This is a genomic window from Mucilaginibacter sabulilitoris, assembly GCF_034262375.1.
GTDB lineage: Bacteria > Bacteroidota > Bacteroidia > Sphingobacteriales > Sphingobacteriaceae > Mucilaginibacter > Mucilaginibacter sabulilitoris.
In genome coordinates this window covers 5,210,356-5,230,064 of record NZ_CP139558.1, presented here as the reverse complement: position 1 = coordinate 5,230,064, position 19,709 = coordinate 5,210,356, and the positions used below count along the sequence as shown (strand labels likewise).

At 42.6% G+C, this 19,709-nt stretch carries 20 protein-coding genes and 1 riboswitch; of the genes, 15 read left to right on the top strand and 5 right to left on the bottom strand.

Annotated elements, in window-relative coordinates; translation table 11 throughout:
- Nucleotides 1-49 precede the first annotated feature (49 nt).
- Nucleotides 50-1,402, bottom strand: a complete 1,353-nt coding sequence (locus SNE25_RS22515; protein ID WP_321561264.1) for a Gfo/Idh/MocA family protein — start codon at nt 1,400-1,402, stop codon at nt 50-52.
- Nucleotides 1,403-1,793: 391 nt separating this feature from the next.
- Between SNE25_RS22515 and SNE25_RS22510 the strand changes: the two genes are divergently transcribed.
- The 12 genes from SNE25_RS22510 to SNE25_RS22455 all read left to right on the top strand — a co-directional run bounded on the left by SNE25_RS22510 (nt 1,794) and on the right by SNE25_RS22455 (nt 13,356).
- Nucleotides 1,794-2,870, top strand: coding sequence for a phosphotransferase enzyme family protein (locus SNE25_RS22510; RefSeq protein WP_321561263.1), 1,077 nt, complete (start codon nt 1,794-1,796; stop codon nt 2,868-2,870).
- 74 nt (nt 2,871-2,944) lie between these two features.
- Nucleotides 2,945-3,038, top strand: a riboswitch (TPP riboswitch).
- Nucleotides 3,039-3,104: 66 nt separating this feature from the next.
- A complete protein-coding gene (gene thiS / locus SNE25_RS22505) occupies nt 3,105-3,308 on the top strand; it encodes a sulfur carrier protein ThiS (protein WP_321561262.1) in 204 nt (67 codons plus the stop codon).
- Between the two features lie 14 nt (nt 3,309-3,322).
- The gene (gene thiC / locus SNE25_RS22500) at nt 3,323-5,206 is read left to right on the top strand and encodes a phosphomethylpyrimidine synthase ThiC (protein ID WP_321561261.1); all 1,884 of its coding nucleotides are present in this window, start codon (nt 3,323-3,325) and stop codon (nt 5,204-5,206) included.
- A 257-nt stretch (nt 5,207-5,463) separates the two neighbouring features.
- A complete protein-coding gene (locus tag SNE25_RS22495) occupies nt 5,464-6,087 on the top strand; it encodes a thiamine phosphate synthase (RefSeq protein ID WP_321561260.1) in 624 nt (207 codons plus the stop codon).
- Complete coding sequence (locus tag SNE25_RS22490) at nt 6,074-6,721, top strand: thiamine phosphate synthase (RefSeq protein ID WP_321561259.1); 648 nt, start codon at nt 6,074-6,076, stop codon at nt 6,719-6,721. The genes SNE25_RS22495 and SNE25_RS22490 overlap by 14 nt, the downstream gene beginning before the upstream one ends.
- A gap of 3 nt (nt 6,722-6,724) precedes the next feature.
- Nucleotides 6,725-7,492, top strand: coding sequence for a thiazole synthase (locus SNE25_RS22485; protein ID WP_321561258.1), 768 nt, complete (start codon nt 6,725-6,727; stop codon nt 7,490-7,492).
- Nucleotides 7,485-8,600: a 2-iminoacetate synthase ThiH gene (thiH, locus tag SNE25_RS22480; protein WP_321561257.1), complete on the top strand. Its 1,116-nt coding sequence runs from the start codon at nt 7,485-7,487 to the stop codon at nt 8,598-8,600. The genes SNE25_RS22485 and thiH overlap by 8 nt, the downstream gene beginning before the upstream one ends.
- Nucleotides 8,601-8,610: 10 nt before the next feature.
- Nucleotides 8,611-9,663, top strand: coding sequence for a HesA/MoeB/ThiF family protein (locus SNE25_RS22475; RefSeq protein ID WP_321561256.1), 1,053 nt, complete (start codon nt 8,611-8,613; stop codon nt 9,661-9,663).
- A complete protein-coding gene (gene thiD, locus SNE25_RS22470; RefSeq protein ID WP_321561255.1) occupies nt 9,660-10,496 on the top strand; it encodes a bifunctional hydroxymethylpyrimidine kinase/phosphomethylpyrimidine kinase in 837 nt (278 codons plus the stop codon). Before SNE25_RS22475 ends, thiD begins: the two co-directional genes overlap by 4 nt.
- A gap of 142 nt (nt 10,497-10,638) precedes the next feature.
- Complete coding sequence (locus SNE25_RS22465; protein WP_321561254.1) at nt 10,639-11,658, top strand: LLM class flavin-dependent oxidoreductase; 1,020 nt, start codon at nt 10,639-10,641, stop codon at nt 11,656-11,658.
- A gap of 179 nt (nt 11,659-11,837) precedes the next feature.
- Complete coding sequence (locus SNE25_RS22460) at nt 11,838-12,881, top strand: transposase (RefSeq protein WP_321561253.1); 1,044 nt, start codon at nt 11,838-11,840, stop codon at nt 12,879-12,881.
- Nucleotides 12,808-13,356: a transposase gene (locus SNE25_RS22455; protein WP_321561252.1), complete on the top strand. Its 549-nt coding sequence runs from the start codon at nt 12,808-12,810 to the stop codon at nt 13,354-13,356. Before SNE25_RS22460 ends, SNE25_RS22455 begins: the two co-directional genes overlap by 74 nt.
- A gap of 88 nt (nt 13,357-13,444) precedes the next feature.
- On the opposite strand, the gene SNE25_RS22450 is transcribed toward SNE25_RS22455, so the two are convergent.
- From SNE25_RS22450 to SNE25_RS22440, 3 genes are all read right to left on the bottom strand, one after another.
- Nucleotides 13,445-13,912: a hypothetical protein gene (locus SNE25_RS22450; RefSeq protein WP_321561251.1), complete on the bottom strand. Its 468-nt coding sequence runs from the start codon at nt 13,910-13,912 to the stop codon at nt 13,445-13,447.
- Nucleotides 13,913-13,987: 75 nt separating this feature from the next.
- Nucleotides 13,988-14,335: a hypothetical protein gene (locus SNE25_RS22445; RefSeq protein WP_321561250.1), complete on the bottom strand. Its 348-nt coding sequence runs from the start codon at nt 14,333-14,335 to the stop codon at nt 13,988-13,990.
- 77 nt (nt 14,336-14,412) lie between these two features.
- A complete protein-coding gene (locus tag SNE25_RS22440) occupies nt 14,413-14,934 on the bottom strand; it encodes a hypothetical protein (RefSeq protein WP_321561249.1) in 522 nt (173 codons plus the stop codon).
- A 162-nt stretch (nt 14,935-15,096) separates the two neighbouring features.
- Here SNE25_RS22440 and SNE25_RS22435 point away from each other — a divergent pair, with 162 nt between their 5' ends.
- Nucleotides 15,097-16,440 carry an FAD-binding protein gene (locus SNE25_RS22435; RefSeq protein ID WP_321561248.1) on the top strand — a complete coding sequence of 448 codons (1,344 nt, stop codon included), beginning with the start codon at nt 15,097-15,099 and terminating at the stop codon, nt 16,438-16,440.
- A 101-nt stretch (nt 16,441-16,541) separates the two neighbouring features.
- Here the strand turns inward: SNE25_RS22435 and SNE25_RS22430 are convergent, their stop codons facing one another.
- Entirely contained in the window at nt 16,542-16,973 is a 432-nt protein-coding gene (locus tag SNE25_RS22430; protein ID WP_321561247.1) for a DUF1801 domain-containing protein, read from the bottom strand.
- A 181-nt stretch (nt 16,974-17,154) separates the two neighbouring features.
- Here SNE25_RS22430 and SNE25_RS22425 point away from each other — a divergent pair, with 181 nt between their 5' ends.
- Nucleotides 17,155-18,483: a GntP family permease gene (locus SNE25_RS22425; RefSeq protein WP_321561246.1), complete on the top strand. Its 1,329-nt coding sequence runs from the start codon at nt 17,155-17,157 to the stop codon at nt 18,481-18,483.
- 6 nt (nt 18,484-18,489) lie between these two features.
- Nucleotides 18,490-19,644, top strand: coding sequence for a glycerate kinase family protein (locus SNE25_RS22420; RefSeq protein ID WP_321561245.1), 1,155 nt, complete (start codon nt 18,490-18,492; stop codon nt 19,642-19,644).
- The last annotated feature ends 65 nt before the right edge of the window (nt 19,645-19,709 follow it).

The following is a 19,709-nucleotide window of genomic DNA, read 5'->3' as shown; positions in this document are numbered from 1 at the left end:
TGAAAAAAATATTTTAAAGCCCTCTCCTTTGGAGAGGGTTGGATGAGGTCTAAAACCCACTATCGTCCAAAGCAAAAGTGCTTTTTCGGTTTTGCCATTTCCCTTTTGTAAAATCGGGGAACTCCAGTGTTTTATTACCTTCTTTAACAGATTGCGTAGATAGCGGGGCTATTACACTCATAGTTACTGAGTCGTAAACATCAATTGGGGTTTGTTTCTTTTGTTTAACAGCCTCTACAAAGGCATTAAACACAAACCAGTCCATACCGCCATGACCGGCGCCGGCTGCCTCGGCATCGTGCTTTTTCCATAGTGGGTGGTCATACTTTTCAAACCATTCCTTCGCCGGGTCCCAAACATCGTCCTTTTTGGCTTGATGCTCAATATATACTGATTGATTTACGTCCATCCAAACACCTTTCGTACCCTGAACCCGAAAGCCAAGCGAGTAAGGGCGGGGCAAATGCGTATCGTGCGATAACATAACAGTTTCGCCATTGGCACAATTGATCATAGTGGTAGTTACATCGCCATTTTTGTAATTGATCTTAGCATTCGGGTGACCGGGAGCAAGTTCTTCTATATAAGTTGAAAGACCGCGTGCCTTTGAACTGAACGAAACCAGGCTGGTAAAACGGTTGCCATGGTTAATATCAATATAGTTCATTACAGGGCCAGCGCCATGGGTAGGGTAAAGGTCTCCGTCACGGTCAATATTGAACTGGGTACGCCATTGTGCTTCGCTTAAAGCCTTTGGCCCAAATTCCACACCTTTGCCACCATATTTACCTTTGCCATCGTTAAATAAAACATCGCGCAGGTTATGCTGATAACCACCTTCCAGGTGTATCAGTTCGCCAAACAAGCCCTGCCTGACCATGTTCAGTGCAGCCATAACATCCCTGCGATAACATACATTTTCGAGGGTCATATAAGGTATGCCGGTTTTTTCAGATGTTTTAACAATATCCCAATGCTCATCAACAGTTAAGCCTGCTATAACTTCGCAACCCACATATTTGCCGGCTTTCATGCCATCAATGGACTGCTCGTAATGGAATTGCCATGGTGTTGCAATAATTACGGCGTCAATATCATTCCGTTCAAGCAGTTTTTTATAAGCGTCGGCGCTACCGGTATATTCTTTAGCAGCAGGTCTGCCTTTTTTGGCCAGAAACTCACGGCAAATATTTAGCGAATGTTCCTGAGTGTCACATATTGCTACAATTTCTACATCATCGCGCAGTGCGCCTTCGGCGATGTGGCTCATCCCGCGTGCGCCAACGCCAATGTAACCAAGTCGTGCTTTACCGGTTACATTTGCAAATAAACTGCCCGATGGCAATATGGTAAACCCTGCCGCTGCAATTGCGCTGCTTTTTACGAATGTTCTTCTGTCCATTTATGCTAAGTATAATGTGAATTGTTTATGTGTGGTTTGCTTGTTTACAAGTGTGTTTTTCAGAAGTGAAGTTATTGATCGTATTTAAAAAAATGTTGTTTTAATTATTAAAATTATCGCGCAAACGTTTGATATATGTTGTTTTAAGCCAGACGCCGTAATGATAATGACTGAATTATGAGCTTAAAAGCGTAAATCGCTTCCAGCCAATCAATTATTGCGTAAATCGTTCGCCGATTTTTATTTATGAAAATAAGCGATAGTATTATATGAAATAGTTATTGCAGGCGAAAAAGGCCGGGCTTACAGCCCCTCAAAAAAAGCACAAACGTTTGCGCAGGGTTTTTGCCGACCAATTAAGTACGTTTGGTATAACTATTTGACCTTTATTATGCTTGATCAGATCCTTGAACTATATGGGCTCCATGTAAATGACTATAAAATTACGGAATTTGGTTCGGGACTGATCAATCATACCTGGAAGGTGTGCGGTGCCGAAAACTATATTCTTCAGCATATTAATACCGGTGTTTTTAATAACCCGGAAGCAATTGCCCAAAATGTGGCCATGCTGCAAACTTATTTAAAACAAACAGAACCCAGTTATCTTTTCGTAGGCCCGGTTAAGGCGGTATCAGGCGGGTACATGGTAAAAGCAAGCGATGGTGGGTATTACAGGCTTTTCCCTTTTATTGAAAACTCTGTAACCATTACCGAGATCAAAAATCAGAAAGAGGCTTTTGAGGCAGCTCAGCAGTTTGGAAAATTTACATATTTGTTGAAGGATTTTAACCTTGAAAATTTACATTATACACTGCCACAATTTCATGATCTGCAACTTCGGTTTGATCAGTTCAAAGAGGCTTGCAGCACTACCAATAGCAACAGGTTACTAATAGCCGACGATGCTATAAAGGAAGTTTATAAACACCAGGACATACTTTTTGTCTATCAGCAGTTATTGGAACATCATAAATTGCCGCTGCGTGTTATCCATCATGATACCAAGATCAGTAATGTATTGTTCGATAAAGACCATAACGGCCTGTGTGTAATTGATCTGGATACCGTAATGCCCGGCTATTACCTGAGCGATGTAGGCGATATGCTACGCACATACCTTTCCCCGGCCAATGAGGAAGAGCGTGATTTTAGCCGGATAGAGATCAATGAGGAATGTTTTTACGCCATTTACAAGGGCTACCTTTCGGCAATGGGTACGGCGCTTACAACCGCCGAAAAAGAGTACTTCACCTTTTCGGGCAAGTACATGATCTACATGCAGGCCATCAGGTTCCTGACAGATTTTTTAAATGGCGATGTTTATTACCATACCACCTATAAACAGCAAAACATGATCAGGGCGCAAAATCAGTTAACCCTGCTCAAGCAATTCATCAAATCAGAAAAGCGATTTAAAAAGTTTATCCAATATTTCAGTTTTAAGCATGCCAATGTGATAAATTGAATGTGATGAAAACTGGTTGGTTTAATTAAAATTCAAAAAGACTTGCCGGTTTAAAAAACTTTTACTTAGGTTTACAGCAACTTTAGGGGTGTCCTTTAATGGACTGAGATAATACCCTTTGAACCTGATGCGGTTAGTACCGCCGAAGGGAAAAGTGAAAGCAACTGTGCGCGTTGTTTTTTCCTTCCTTAAACGGGGCCATTCCTATCGTTATTTTCTTAACTAACAAATTGAATGGAAGTCACCGTAAATCAGCAGCTCTATACAATTCCGGACGGGTGCACAGTGCAAACTTTGCTATCAGATATTCTTGGCAGCCCGGCTAAGGGCATGGCCGTGGCCATTAACCAAACCATTGTTTCCAAAGCCCACTGGCAAACAGTGTTGCTCAACAACGGCGATCACATTATCATCATTACAGCTACCCAGGGCGGCTAAAAACTCACCTCCATATGAAAACAGAAAAAATTCCGACAACACAGGTACTTACTACCGCGCCATTCCCGGCATCCAGAAAGGTTTACGTGAAAGGGCAGTTCCATGACATTCATGTAGCCATGCGTGAGATCAGCCTGAGCGATACTAAATTGCACGGCCGTTTTGGCGAAACAGAACCCAATGCGCCGGTAACGGTATATGACACCAGCGGTCCGTATACCGATGTTGATGCATCCATTGATGTTAAAAAAGGTTTACCGCGTTTACGCGAACAATGGATATTGAACCGTAACGATGTGGAGCAGCTGGATCAAATATCTTCACAATACGGGCAGCAGCGATTAAGCGATGCCAGTTTAAATGACCTTCGTTTTGCGCATGTGTCCAGGCCACTACGTGCCAAAGCCGGACGTAATGTTTCACAAATGCACTATGCCAAAAAGGGTATCATCACTCCCGAAATGGAATATATTGCCATCCGCGAAAATCAGCGTATCGACTTGTTGAAAGAACAATTGAACGGGCAGTATGAGGTAATGAGCCATCAGCACCAGGGTCATAGTTTTGGGGCAAACACCCCTAAAGGATATATTACGCCGGAATTTGTACGACAGGAAGTGGCTGCCGGCAGGGCGGTTATCCCATCAAATATTAATCATCCCGAAATAGAGCCTATGATCATTGGGCGTAATTTCCTGGTGAAGATCAATGCCAACATCGGTAACTCGGCAGTAACCTCCAGTATTGAAGAAGAGGTTGAAAAGGCTGTATGGGCCTGCCGCTGGGGAGCCGATACTATTATGGACCTTTCTACCGGGAAAAATATTCATGAAACCCGCGAATGGATCATCCGTAATTCGCCTGTTCCCATAGGTACAGTGCCCATATATCAGGCTTTGGAAAAGGTTAACGGCAAAGCCGAAGACCTGACCTGGGAATTGTTCAGGGATACCTTAATTGAGCAAGCCGAGCAGGGGGTGGATTACTTCACTATTCACGCGGGAGTGTTGTTACGTTACGTGCCTTTGACTGCCAAACGGATTACCGGTATTGTATCTCGCGGTGGTTCTATCATGGCCAAATGGTGCCTGGCTCATCATAAAGAGAATTTCCTGTATACCCATTTTGAGGACATCTGCGAAATTATGAAAGCTTATGACGTCGCCTTTTCTTTAGGTGATGGTCTAAGACCAGGCTGTATTGCCGACGCTAACGATGCCGCGCAATTTGGCGAATTGGAAACCCTTGGCGAGCTCACCAAAATAGCCTGGAAACACGATGTGCAAACCATTATTGAAGGGCCGGGTCATATACCCATGCACCTCATTAAAGAAAATATGGACAAGCAGCTGGCCCATTGTGGCGAGGCTCCTTTTTATACTTTGGGTCCGCTTACTACAGATATAGCGCCGGGTTATGATCATATTACCTCGGCCATTGGCGCGGCCATGATAGGCTGGTTTGGTACAGCCATGCTGTGCTATGTTACGCCAAAGGAGCATTTGGGTCTGCCAAATAAAAAGGACGTAAAAGACGGCGTGATTACTTATAAAATTGCCGCGCACGCTGCCGATCTGGCTAAAGGGCATCCCGGGGCTCAATACCGCGATAACGCGCTGAGCAAGGCAAGGTTTGAATTCAGGTGGGAAGATCAGTTTAACCTCTCGCTCGACCCTGATACAGCCCGAGAGTTTCACGACGAAACATTGCCTGCTGATGGTGCCAAAATAGCCCATTTTTGCTCCATGTGCGGCCCTAACTTCTGCTCCATGAAAATTACGCAGGACGTGAGGGAATACGCCAAAGAGAACGGCGTAGGAGATGAAGACGCACTGCTAAAAGGTATGGAACAAAAATCAAAGGAATTTACTGAAAAGGGTAGTGAGATATACTTGTAAGTTACAAAACAATATGTCATTGCGAGCGATAGCGCGGCAATCTTATGCTGTGCGGAGGCTTACGCAGTTCGCGATTGCTTCGTCGTTCCTCCTCGTAATGACATAATTGATTTGTTAAGAAATGAGAGCTAAAAATATGTCATTGCGAGCGATAGCGCGGCAATCTCATGCTATACAGAGACCTGCACAGTTTGCGGTTGCTTCATCGTTCCTCCTCGCAATGACATAGGCGGGAATTATTGATAAAATGAAAACTTATGCAGCTAATAGTCATATCAAATCCTGAAGCTATACCGAATGAAGCGGGTATCATTAACCAGCTGTTTGAAGCCGGTTTAACCCGCCTTCATGTACGCAAGCCCGGTTATGGCGGGAAGCAGGTAGCTGCGTTGTTGACACAGATAGATGAGCCGTACCGCCATTATATAGCCTTACACCAGCATCATGCTTTAGCGCAGGACTTTGGTATAGAACGTTTGCATTATACAGAACAAGAAAGGATAAATACAGATGCCGGAAAACTGGCAGCACAGAACAAGCAAGGATACATATTAAGCACATCAATACATAACATGGCGGCATTGCCATCACTAAAGTGGTTTGATAATGCGTTTCTGAGTCCGGTATTTAATAGTATTTCCAAACCGGGATACATGACCAATCTTGCTGAAAGTTTTTATTTAGATAATCAAGGTAAAAATTTGAATGTAATTGCTTTAGGTGGTATTGATATATCAAATATAAATAAAATAAAAGCTATGAATTTTGATGGTGTGGCGGTGTTGGGAACCATTTGGAATGAACCCCAAATAGCCTTGTCTAATTTTAAAAACCTAAAACAGGAATTACAGATCCTGACTGAAAATCATGATAATAGATAAACTTCATTATATATCGCAGCAGCCCGAAGACGGCACTCACCTCACCGCAATTAAGGCCGCACTTGATGCGGGCTGCAAATGGGTACAATTGCGAATTAAAGATCAGTCGCATAATATAATTTTAGATTATGCGATTAAAGTCAGTGAGTTATGTTTTGAATATAAAGCCAAACTTATTGTAAATGATCATCCCGAAATTGCCTTAAAAGTGGGCGCTTATGGCTTGCACCTGGGCTTGCAGGACATGCCGGTAGCACAGGCCCGGGAAATTATCGGCCCGCAAATGATCATCGGCGGAACAGCAAATACTTTTAAGCACATACAGCAAAGGATTGCCGAAGGGGTAGATTACATTGGTTTGGGGCCATTCCGGTTTACCCAAACCAAGGAAAAGCTTAGCCCAGTTTTAGGCTTAAGCGGATATGAGGATATCATGCGGAAGGTACAAGCCGCCGGAATCAACACCCCCATAATTGCCATTGGTGGCATTTTGCCGGAGGATATAGAGCCGATTATGCAAACAGGACTGTACGGTGTGGCTGTGTCGGGAGCAATAACCTATGCTGCCGATGCACCGCAAACTGTAAAATCAATATACCAATCATTAAATGCCAAACTTTTAAACCAAGCATAAAATATGTTAACTATAGCCGGTAAAACTTTTAACTCGCGTTTGTTTACGGGTACTGGTAAGTTCAGCTCATCTGCTTTAATGGAGGAGGCGCTATTAGCCTCCGGGTCCGAACTGGTTACCGTTGCGCTGAAGCGTGTAGATGTAAAAAACAATCAGCAGGATGATCTTCTGATCCGCTTAAAATATCCGCATATTAATTTGCTGCCGAATACGTCTGGTGTAAGAAATGCAAAGGAGGCTGTTTTCGCGGCCCAGCTTGCACGTGAAGCTTTGGAGACTAACTGGATAAAACTGGAGATCCATCCCGATCCCAAATACCTGATGCCCGACCCGATTGAAACCCTGAAGGCTACTGAAGAATTAGCCAAAATGGGCTTTGTGGTGATGCCCTATATTCATGCCGACCCTGTTTTGTGCAAGCGGCTTGAAGATGCGGGTACTGCGGTTGTAATGCCATTAGGATCGCCCATAGGTAGCAACAAGGGGTTAAAGACGATTGATTTTTTAGAGATCATTATTAGCCAAAGCAACGTACCCGTTATTGTTGATGCCGGGATAGGTTCACCATCTGATGCTGCCAAAGCTATGGAAATTGGTGCCGACGCGGTACTGGTGAACACCGCCATTGCTGTTTCAAACGATCCGGTAAAAATGGCTGTTGCTTTTCAAATGGCTGTTGAAGCAGGGCGTATGGCATTTGAAGCAAAACTTGCATTGCCGGTTGTACATGCCATAGCCAGCAGTCCTTTAACCTCTTTTTTAGATGAGTAGTTTTAACGATATTTTTGAAACCTATAACTGGGATGATACCAAAGCCAGCATCTACGCCAAAACCTCAGCTGATGTGGAGAGGGCACTGGTTGCATCCAAACGTACATTAGAGGATTTTAAAGCCCTGGTATCGCCCGCTGCCGCTCCTTACCTCGAGCAAATGGCAGCTATTAGTCAGCAATTAACCCTGAAGCGTTTTGGAAAGGTTATACAGCTATACGTGCCGCTTTATCTGTCAAACGAGTGCAATAACATTTGTACTTATTGCGGCTTTAGCTATGATAACAAGGTGAGGCGTAAAACATTGTCGCCTATGGAAATTATGCAGGAGGTGGCGGTAATTAAGGATATGGGTTATGATCATGTGCTGCTGGTTACCGGAGAGGCTAACCTTACCGTAAACGTAGACTATTTTAAAAAAACGCTCGATCTGATCCGTCCGCATTTTGCGCATATCTCAATGGAGGTGCAACCCCTTGACCTGGAAGATTATGGGCAGTTAACGCCTTACGGCTTAAATACCGTACTGGTTTATCAGGAAACCTACCACCAGGAAGATTATAAAAAACATCACCCAAAAGGGAAAAAATCCAACTTTCAATATCGTCTCGAAACACCCGACAGGCTTGGGCAGGCTGGTATCCATAAAATGGGTTTAGGCGTACTGATTGGTCTGGAAGACTGGCGCACCGATTGCTTTTTTACCGCCCTCCATCTAAATTATCTCGAAAAACAATACTGGCAAAGTAAATACAGCCTGTCGTTCCCGCGCCTGCGCCCTTTCAGCGGCGGCCTGGAGCCCAAGGTAGAGATGAGCGACCGGGAATTGGTGCAGCTGATCTGCGCATACCGCCTGTTTAATGAGGAAGTGGAGCTTTCCATATCAACCCGGGAGTCGTCAAATTTCAGGAATAATATCATTAAGCTGGGAATAACGTCTATAAGTGCCGGTTCTAAAACCAATCCTGGCGGTTATGCTGTTGAACCTGAGGCATTGGAACAATTTGAAATTTCAGATGAACGTAGCCCGCAGGAAATTGCCAAAATGATCAGGGCGCAGGGGTATGAACCGGTTTGGAAAGACTGGGATAATTGCCTGGTAAAATAATTTGTTAAAAATGTTAAAAAAGGAAGAATTACAACGCTATAATCGCCAAATTATACTTCCGGAAGTAGGAATAAACGGCCAAAATATGTTAAAAAATGCCAGTGTACTTATGATCGGCGCCGGTGGTTTGGGATGCCCTGTACTGCAATATCTGGCGGCAGCAGGGGTAGGGAAAATTGGCATAGTTGACCGAGATGTTGTCGATATCAGTAACCTGCAGCGGCAAATATTATATAACGCCGCCGACGTTGGTAAACCAAAAGCCAGGGTAGCCAAACAAAAGCTTGAAGCCCTGAATCCTCACATTTTTATACAAGAGTATCAGGTGAAATTAAGCGCTGAAAATGCAGAAAGTATTATAAATGAGTATGATATAGTTATAGATGGCTCTGATAATTTTACTACCCGGTACCTGGTTAATGATACCTGTGTTGATTTAGGCAAACCGTTGGTGTTTGGTTCGATATTTAAGTTTGAGGGTCATGTGGCCGTTTTTAACTATCAGGGTGGCCCAAACTACCGTGATGTATTCCCCGAACCTCCGGCGGATGATGAAGTACCTAATTGCGACGAAATAGGCGTAATAGGTGTGTTACCCGGAATTATTGGCACGTATATGGCTAATGAGGTCATAAAAATTATTTGTGGCCTTGGCGAAGTTCTTTCGGGTAAATTTTTAGCCCTTAACATGCTCGACAACAGCATGACGGTTTTTAATGTGGTTAAACAAACCGGAACTACTACCCAAAAACAGCAAAGTAAAATAGAAGAGCCTGTGCTTAATCAGGAGATCAGCATGGATACGGTGAACAACTGGGTCCAGCAGGAACCAGAAAATATTTGCCTGATAGATGTGCGGGAAACGTATGAATATGAGGATTTTAACATTGGTGGAATTAATATCCCGCTGTATGAGTTAACAGAAAGGATAGATACACTTCCGGTAAATAAAAAATTGGTTTTTTACTGTCAAACCGGGCAGCGGAGCAGGATGGCTATTCAGCTTATAAAATCAAAGTACACGGGTGAAATGTACAGTGTGAAAAATGGGATATTTCAATGATGGCGGGATTATATAAATATCCGTCGGTGCTGACTATAGCGGGCTCAGATAGCGGCGGAGGTGCAGGTATACAGGCCGATCTGAAGACTTTTAGCGCGTATGGCTGCTTTGGGAGTTCGGCTATTACAGCGGTTACTGTACAAAACACAATAGGAGTGACGGCTGTTCATCATATCCCGTCAGAAATTGTATTGCAGCAGATTAAAGCTGTAATGGATGATATTAAACCTTGGGCTGTTAAAATAGGTATGATCCCCAACGCTCGAACAGCTATGGATATTGCAACCATATTGAGGTTATATCCTGATGTACCCATCATTTTTGACCCTGTAATGATATCAAGCAGCGGATACCGACTGATGGAAGATATTACGGTGGATGTTTTAAAAACTAAACTTTTTCCGCTGATAACTTTAATCACACCCAATTTGGATGAGACAAGATTAATAACAGGGTTGGATATAAAGCATATTGAAGATATGGAAGTTGCTGCTGGTTGCTTTATTGAACTGGGTTGTAACGCGGTACTCATAAAAGGGGGACATTTGGGCCAGGACAAGCTTTGTGATGTTTATCTTGATAAAAACGGAATTAAAATAAGGTTTGAATCTGTTTACATCGACAGTAACAACACGCACGGAACCGGGTGTACATTATCATCGGCTATTGCTGCTGGTTTAGCACTGGGCTATGATATGATCACCGCTATTAAAAAAGCTGAAATCTATGTTCACGAGGCAATAGCGCATGGTAAAGATGTAAAAACCGGTAATGGTCACGGTCCTTTAAATCATTTTTTTGATCCGCAACCGATGGTTAAGCTTAAGTATTGATATATCGGAAAGCTCCGATATGGTTTATATAAAGTCATATAAACGTAGCGATATATACGTTCCGTTGCAGAAGTTTTTAAATTTGAATAATATGCAGTTTGGATAGCCTTGAAAAGTGATCTGCATATAAAGAATTCAAGCAATGGACATTAAACAATCAAAAAAAATATCATATTCTATTTTAGACCTCGCCAGTGTAAAAGAAGGTCACACACCAGCGGATAGCTTTGCCGCCAGTTTCGAGTTGGCTCAACATGCGGAAAAGTTAGGCTACACCCGCTATTGGTTTGCCGAACATCATAACATGATCAATGTTGCCAGTTCGGCAACGGCTATACTTATAGGGCATATCGCGGGTGGCACATCAACTATCCGCGTAGGTTCGGGGGGGATTATGCTGCCTAATCATGCCCCGCTCATTGTGGCTGAACAATTCGGAACGTTAGCTTCCCTGTATCCCGGTCGTATCGATCTTGGCCTGGGGCGTGCTCCCGGTACCGATCAGGTTACCTCACAGGCTATCAGGGGCGCCAATTTTAACATGCCTCATAATTTTCCCAAGGATATTCAAAAACTTCAAAACTTTTTTTCGGATGATAACTGGGATAGTAAAGTAAGGGCTATTCCAGGTGAAGGTTTAGACATACCAATATGGATTTTAGGCTCCAGCACCGAGAGTGCACGTGTAGCTGCGGCCATGGGTTTGCCTTATGCCTTTGCAAGCCACTTTGCGCCAACACATTTTACAGAAGCTATAAGCATATATCGGGAAAATTTTCAACCATCTGAATATCTTGAAGATCCTTATGTAATGGCCTGCATAAATGTGGTAGCGGCAGATACAGAAACGGAAGCCGAGCGACTGGCAACATCAGTGCAGCAATTTTTCCTGGGTGTAATTACCGGGAACCGCAAACTTTTGCAACCACCTGTAGATCATATGAATAACGTATGGAATATCAGTGAACGTTATGCCGTAAGCCAGATGCTGGCTTACCTGTTTATTGGCGACAAGGAAAAAATAAAAAAAAGCATGCAAGCTTTTTTGCAGCAAACGCAGGTTAATGAGGTAATGGTGACTTCGCATATTTATGATCAGGCAGCGAGGATACGCTCTTACGAAATATTTTCGGAAGCGCTGAAAGAAATACAGCTGGGTTAAATAGCTGCATATTAATTATACAGATAACAGACTTTCATGATAAGTAAAGCCCTGCGGTTATACCGTGCCTGTTGCACAACTAACAGCGGTCTTTCAAAAAACACAATTGCTAATTTGGCAATTGTGTTTTTTTCTTATAAGTATTTGTTAATCAGCTGTTTGTTTTGTATATTAAAGGCATGCAAGGCAAAAAAGATTACCAGGAGAAGCTATTCATCCGATTTCAGCTTTCCGATTACGTTCCGGCTGACAATTTCTACAGGCGGTTAAGAAGCATACTTGATCTCTCTTTCCTTTATGATTCGACCGCGAAGTATTATGGCAACGAAGGCCAAAAGAGCATTGACCCTGTCGTGTTCTTTAAACTGATGCTGGTGGGTTATCTGGAAAACATGAATAGCGACCGACGTATTATCATCACATCACGGATGCGCATGGATATTCTTTATTTTATCGGCTATGACCTGGATGAAGAACTACCATGGCATTCCACCCTGAGCCGGACACGCCAACTTTACGGGGAGGAAACGTTTACTGCCATTTTCAAAACGGTACTGAAACAATGTATCGATAACGGTTTGGTCGCTGGTCGGCGACAGGCTGTAGATAGTGTGCTGGTGAAAGCCAATGCCGCCCTGTCCAGTGTGGTCGAACGTCAGATATTGGATGATGCTGCAGGCTATGGCAAGGAGTTGGATGCACACACTGAAAAGCTATCTTCGGATAATATCATTCACCTGCCTGATCATCTTTCAGCCAGCCAGGCTTCTGCCAAACAAAAACCCAAGCCGGTAAATCAAGCCAGGGTAAGCCCATCCGACACTGATGCCCGCATATCTTACAAGCCGGGCAAAGTATTGGCCTTAAATTACCTAAGCCAGGTGAGTGTGGATACCTCAAATCACGTAATTACCCACATACAAGCATTCCATGCCGATAAAGGCGATGGGCAATGTCTCCCCGAGATATTAACGCAGACGGTAAACACCCTTAAAGAGAATGGATTGACAGTGCATGAAGTCCTGGCGGATTCAGGCTATAGCAGTGAGCCGGGGCTCTTAGCGTTGATCGAACATCAGATCGAAGGGTATATACCCAACCGCTCAGGCTACAAAGATGACAGGGAAGGGTTCACCTATGATAAAGAGCATGACCGGTATCTGTTCACAGGGAAAATACCTTACCTTCCGACATTTCAGAGCCAAAGGCAATGGCCTGCATAAGCTTTATAAAACTTCGGTTAGCGATTGCGCGACTTGTCCTCTCAAAGATAGCTGCACCAATCCATCTACAGGTACAAAGGTCATCAGAGAGTCTGCCATTAAGGATATATACAGGCAGATGCAGCAGCGTGTACAAAGCAGCAAAGGCCGGAAGATGCGGAAAGTAAGGCAAGGTACCGTCGAGCCGGTATTAGGTACCCTGGTCAATTTCACCGGAATGAAAAAAGTAAATACAAAGGGTATTGCGATGGCAAACAAGTGTATGATTATGGCTGCCGTTGCTTATAACCTCAAAAAACTACTGAAGCTAAAGCCCTCGCCAAATAAAAATAGCAAAACAAAACCATCGGGGAGTCTTGATAATCCGTTTTATAATCTTATAACTCGATTTCACAGAACTACAAATGCCTTTATAGCGACTCTGCTCCCCTTCAACAGAAACGGGCAAACAACCTTTTGGTCATTTGCCCGTTAACTTTAGCCCTCATGCTTTCTTGTGCAACAGGCACGTTATACCGGCAGGGCTTTACTTTGTGATAAATTAATGGAAATAGTTATAGTGGTTACCGTTTAAAATGAACATTTAGTAATTGTTCCCAATCCCTGGCTTGTGTTTCGAGTCTTTTAAGTTTCAGTTCGTTATCAGTAAACTGTTCATAAAAGGGGATGCCACACAAAATCATGTTATTGTTATCTGCTATTTGGAGCATAACTGACTTTACTGCACTGCCATTCATGTTTCTAATAACATAAGCCCGCGAAGCCGCGCTCAGGTCATTAATAATCACACCATCATCATGGTGAACAGCAAAAAGGAGCATTTTGTCTTCCTTGCTCCAGCCAATGATTTTATTGTCGAGCAATTCTGAATGGGTTAAGTCTAACTGATGTGAGCTCACTACGGTTTGAAGCTGCTCAATTAATTTGGCTTGTCTTTTTTTTCTGGATAACCTGGCGACGACATACACAGGCACGATAAATATTAATAATAGGATGCCCACAACCAGGGCACTTTCCGAAACATGGTTCATGCTGATAATTTAAGTATGGATAAAAACGGATACAATAAATCCGCGTTAAAAAATAAATTAAATGATCAGCTTATTTTACCAGAAACCATGAAAAGGAAAGAGGATTAGCCGGTAAAACCGGTATATAAAAACAGAACTGCGCCTGCCAGAATACAAACAGGCAGCAGATTTAAGAATATTAAAATTGCAGGTTGTTAAAAAAACGTCCGCCGTGTGTGCCGATGATTTTATAGCGGGCAAATGAATATTTACCCCCGCTTCGGCATAAATGTTAAACGGTGGCGTGCTTTTCTTTAAATCTGAAGTATTGTTGCTAACGGATAGCTTTTTTACTACATAACTATCCTGGCTTGTTTTTGCACTTATTTGAAAAGTGAAAAGCAAGGTAATAACCAATACCGATTTTAAAAGCCTATACAGCATTGGTGCAAATATACGGTTTTATATGGTTGGCTATTTTTAACTAAGAATACGGCAGGCTTTCCGCGGATATCGCTTTGCTAAACTTCAGCTCCCGTCGATAGAATTACGCCGTGGTGCGCATTTTCAACACCATTTGCATAGCCATTACTGTTTACAAACATTTTTTCATTTTCAATGAAGAGGTGTGCGTCGCCAACTTTAAAGTTGCCTTTAATTGTCAATACCGCGTCGGGGTGCTGAACGCCTATTTCGTTTAAAATGTGGCTTGATAAACCGTGAAATTCATGCTCATTCAGCTGATATACATCCAACACAGGTTCATGGTGGCCGCGCTGAAATATCCACACCCGGTTAGGCTCAGCTTCTACATGAACATCTATCGGGCCTTCTTCAAGCTTGTTATCGCTTACCCTGATCACATCGCCGGCTGTTGAATAAATGGTGGCATTAATGCTGAGCACATGATCTGCCATGCCTTGCTGATGCTTGTAAAAAGAAAGGATCTTCAAAAACTCGGTGTTGTTGTCACCATTTTCAAGTGCTACGGTGTTTTGGGTGCTTAAAAAAATGCTGGTGCCAAAAATGAATGCATGTTTCATAACGGTATAAACTTATTGGTTTAATTGATTATGTATAAAAGCATTTGCAGCTTAAAATGTTTTATGTGATAACTAAAAATCAGGCGCTTTGAAAAAGTGAAAATTAAACGTTCTTTTGATTATTCTGAATTTTTAGTGCTACATTGTTATAACCTAAAAATTATGAAAAGAAAAACATTTATCAAGTTAAGTACTACCTTAATGGCTACACCCTTGTTATCATCGCTTGAAGCGTTCGCGCAACCCGAAAGATTAAAAAACTGGTCGGGCAACTTAACCTATAGTACCGATAATGTATTCTATCCCAAATCGGTTGCAGAAGTACAACAGCAGGTAAAAAAACTAAACAAGCTTAAGGGATTAGGCACAAGGCATTGTTTTAATACTATTGCCGATAGTAAAGATAACCTGGTATCATCAAAAAACCTGAATAAGGTAGTGAGCCTTGATAAAAAAGCGCATACAGTTACGGTTGAAGGTGGCATAAAATATGGCGAGCTTGCCCCTTATTTACATGAGCAGGGGGTTGCCTTACATAACCTTGCTTCGTTGCCTCATATTTCGGTTGCCGGTTCGTGTACCACTGCAACCCATGGATCGGGCATAAAGAATGGTAACCTTGCCAGCGCGGTTACCGGATTAGAAATGGTAATTGCTGATGGGAGCGTTGTTCATCTTTCAAAAGCAACTGATGCAGAAAAGCTCAATGCCGTTGTAGTTGGCCTTGGCGCTATTGGTATTATCACCAAAGTTACACTACAAGTACAGCCAACATTTATGATGCGCCAGCGTGTTTTTACCGATATGCCTATGGCGCAGGTAAAGCAGCATTTTGAAAAAATAGTTTCTGCGGGTTATAGCGTCAGCTTGTTTACCGATTGGCAGAAAGATAGTATAAATGAGGTTTGGATAAAAAGTAAAATAGGGGTGGACAAGGACGAAAATAGCGCTGAGTTCTACGGTGCAAAGGCTGCCACAAAAAACCTGCATCCAATAATAGCACTCTCTGCCGAAAACTGTACCGAACAAATGGGCGTACCCGGCCCATGGTATGAGCGTTTGCCGCACTTTAAAATGGGCTTTACACCAAGCAGTGGTAAAGAACTTCAATCAGAGTTTTTTGTTCCGCTGCGCCACGCGGTAGAGGCCATTGCAGCTGTAGCTCGTTTAGGTAAACAGATTGGGCCGCACTTGTTTATTACCGAAATACGTACCATCGCCGCTGATAATTTATGGATGAGCCCATGTCATAACCAAACCTCGGTGGCCATCCATTTTACCTGGAAACAGGAAACAGCCGCTGTATTAAAATTATTACCACTGATAGAAAAGGAACTTTCTCCTTTTAATGCCCGGCCTCACTGGGGTAAGATATTCACCATGGCACCCAAAATATTAGAGTCGCGTTATGAAAAGCTCAATGATTTTAAAAAGATAGTGGCAGAATATGACCCGCATGGCAAATTCAGGAACGGGTTTTTGAACCATGAGTTATATAATATATAAGCCCTTTTTAAAAAATAAACATTTTCTTCCATAAATGTTTATTATGCAGTATGCTATGTAAGCGAACGGTGCATGTTCGCTTTAGTGTCTCAGTTTGGAATTTAATTCTCACCTGTAGCCTCAAACCCATATCGTATTGCCGCTTCAAGTATAATAATATTGATATCTTTTAAATTTTTGAACCTGATGCAATAACCTGTCACGCTCGCCTTGCCTATTTTTTTCCCATACGTTTGGGCTAAGTATGTCTTATCCTTGATGCCAAGAATATATATGGAGATTCCGGTTTTATTTGCACTCATACCAATTTGAAAAAACTCCCTGGTTTTTCCATTAGCATATATTATTGTTTGAAGCCCGTATCCTATAGTAGGATTACTAATGGTTTGATTTTCGCTGTTTTTACCATCATCGAACCATAATTTACATTTTGGTAATACTTCAAGCACTAACTTATGCAGCTTTTCCATGTCACTACGTTTTGGTTCAGGTTGGCCGGTAATATACTTTTCAATTTGTTCTTGTATGTTCATATGAATATATTAAATGAAGGGTTGCCTACTTTGCCTTTCAAATCTCGATTTATTTTTAGTTATACACTAATTTCAAGCTGAGTCACTATCCATTAAATTATCCTGACATCATACTATTATAAAAGATTGTATTTAAGGGAAATATTAAAAGGTGTAAATTGTGGCCAAATTATAAACTGTTATGGATATTTTCCTGGTACGAGTTTTAGCCTGCCTTACAATAGGGATAGGGATGATCGTACTGTTCACCGCTAAATTTAGGGTGCATGCTTTTTTCGCGTTGGTAATTGCCTGTTTTTTGGTTGGACTGGGTGTAGGTTTACCGTTCGATGGTGTACTTACTGCTATTAAAGAAGGTTTTGGAAATATCCTGAAATCGTTAGGGGTTCTTATAGTTTTAGGTACTACGCTGGCTGCCATATTGGAATATACCGGCTGTACGCATGTAATGGCCAATGCTATATTAAAGTGCGTCGGTGAAAAACGGGCCGCCCTTGCCATGAGCTTTACCGGACTAATAGTTGGATTGCCGATATTTTGTGATTCGGGCTATATTGTGTTAAGCGGACTAAACAAGTCACTTGCTAAAAGCACCGGCATTTCTATGATCATTATGGCGGTTTCGCTGGCAACAGGTTTATATGCCGTTCATTGTCTTATTCCGCCGCATCCAGGTGCCGCAGCCGCAGCCGGTATTATTGGGGCTGATTTTGGTAAACTGATATTGATCGGCGTTATGGCAGCCATCCCTTCCATGTTTGCCGGTTATCTGTGGGCTAACTACGCCGGCAGCAAAATACCTAAACCAACAACAGAAGAAGAGCTTTCGGTTAGTGATGATATTACATATCCATCTGTTATGAAAGCCTTTATGCCGGTTGTAATCCCTATAATGTTAATTGCCTTAAAATCTTTTTTTGTGGTTGATCCCGGTGCTTCCAATCAATGGATCAATACTCTCCTGGTGACAGGCGACCCGGTAATTGCCCTGGCAATAGGTATTTTGCTTGCGTTTAACGCCAGGCGCGGCTGGAGAAAAGATACGGTTGCCAAACTATTGCAGGATGGAGCCGAAAAGGCTGGTGGTATATTGGTGATCATAGGTGCCGGCGGAGCTTTCGGAGCTGTACTGGCGGCAACCAAAATTGGCAATCATTTAGGCGGCGCATTGCCCCTGGCCAGTATGGGGATATTTTTTCCTTTCCTGCTAACCTTTATTTTAAAAACAGCACAGGGCTCATCAACAGTGGCAATTATAACGGCGGCCTCCATTGTGCTTCCTTTATTACATGCGCTTGGTTTAGATACCGATAAAGGACATATACTCTGCGTTTTGGCAATGGGGGCAGGGTCAATGATGATATCACATGCCAATGATGCTTATTTTTGGGTTATCGCGAAATTTTCAGGTCTCGAAATGAAAACAATGTTGAAGGTATATTCCATTGCCACTATTTGTATGGGATTAACTTCTTTTGTAATGGTGTATATCCTGTCTTATTTACTCTGATCCGTTATGCATATACTTATTGCTCCTAACGCTTTTAAAAACAGTTTAACTGCCCAGGCAGCGGCACAGGCCATTGAAAAGGGAATAAAACAAAGCAAACTTACGTGCACAACAGAATGCTTCCCGATAGCCGATGGCGGTGACGGAACGGCCGCTTTGATCATTCAAAAACTAAACGGGAAATATATTCCGGTCCAGGTGCAGGATCCGTTAGGCAGAAATATCAACGCCTCGTTTGGGTTGATTGAGGACGGTAAAACAGCTGTGATCGAAATGGCTGATGCTTCGGGTTTAAGGTTGTTAAAACGAGATGAATTCAATCCGCTCAGGGCCACATCCTACGGAACCGGCGAAATGATTAAAAAAGCGCTCGACTTAGGAGTAAAGCGAATTTTAATAGCCATGGGCGGCTCTGCCACAGTTGATGGCGGTACAGGTATTTTAAAGGCGCTTGGAATAGACTTTTTAAACCAACAAGGTGAACCTTTGATAAATATGCCCGAAAACCTTACAAAGCTTCATAGCATAAATGTCTCAAATATAGATAAGCGCATAGCCGATTGCGATATCGTTGTGCTTTGCGATGTTGATAATATGTTATTAGGTAATAAGGGCGCCGCGGCTGTATTTGGCCCTCAAAAAGGAGCGGATGAGGCAGCAGTTAAAACACTTGATAAAGCATTGGCAAATTTAAATGAAGTAACGCTTAAAAAATTAAATATAAATATGTCAGCTGCTAAGTATGGCGGAGCTGCTGGCGGGGCATCTGCAGGTGTGCATGCGTTTTTGAACGCAAAACTGGTAAACGGAATCGATTATCTGCTTGAACTTACCGGATTTGATAAAGCATTACAAAAAAGCAACCTCGTTATAACCGGAGAAGGGAGTATAGATGAACAAACATTACAGGGTAAAGGCCCTTACGGCGTAGCAAGCAGGGCAAAAGCGCGGGGGATACCTGTAATTGGCATGGCCGGTAAATTGCCCATCGAAGATAATGAGCAACTTAATCAATGCTTTGATGTGCTGATTGCCATTGGTAATGAACCGGCTGATATTGGTACCGCCCTGGCATATACCGAACAAAACTTGATACGTACCTCAAAAGAATTAGCCAATATGATCCGGATTGGACAGATGGGTACTGCGGACAAAATTTAAGTTATAATATCTGTTATTTGAAACCTCAGACATTTTAAAAAAATTAAAAAAGCTGTATTTTTTTT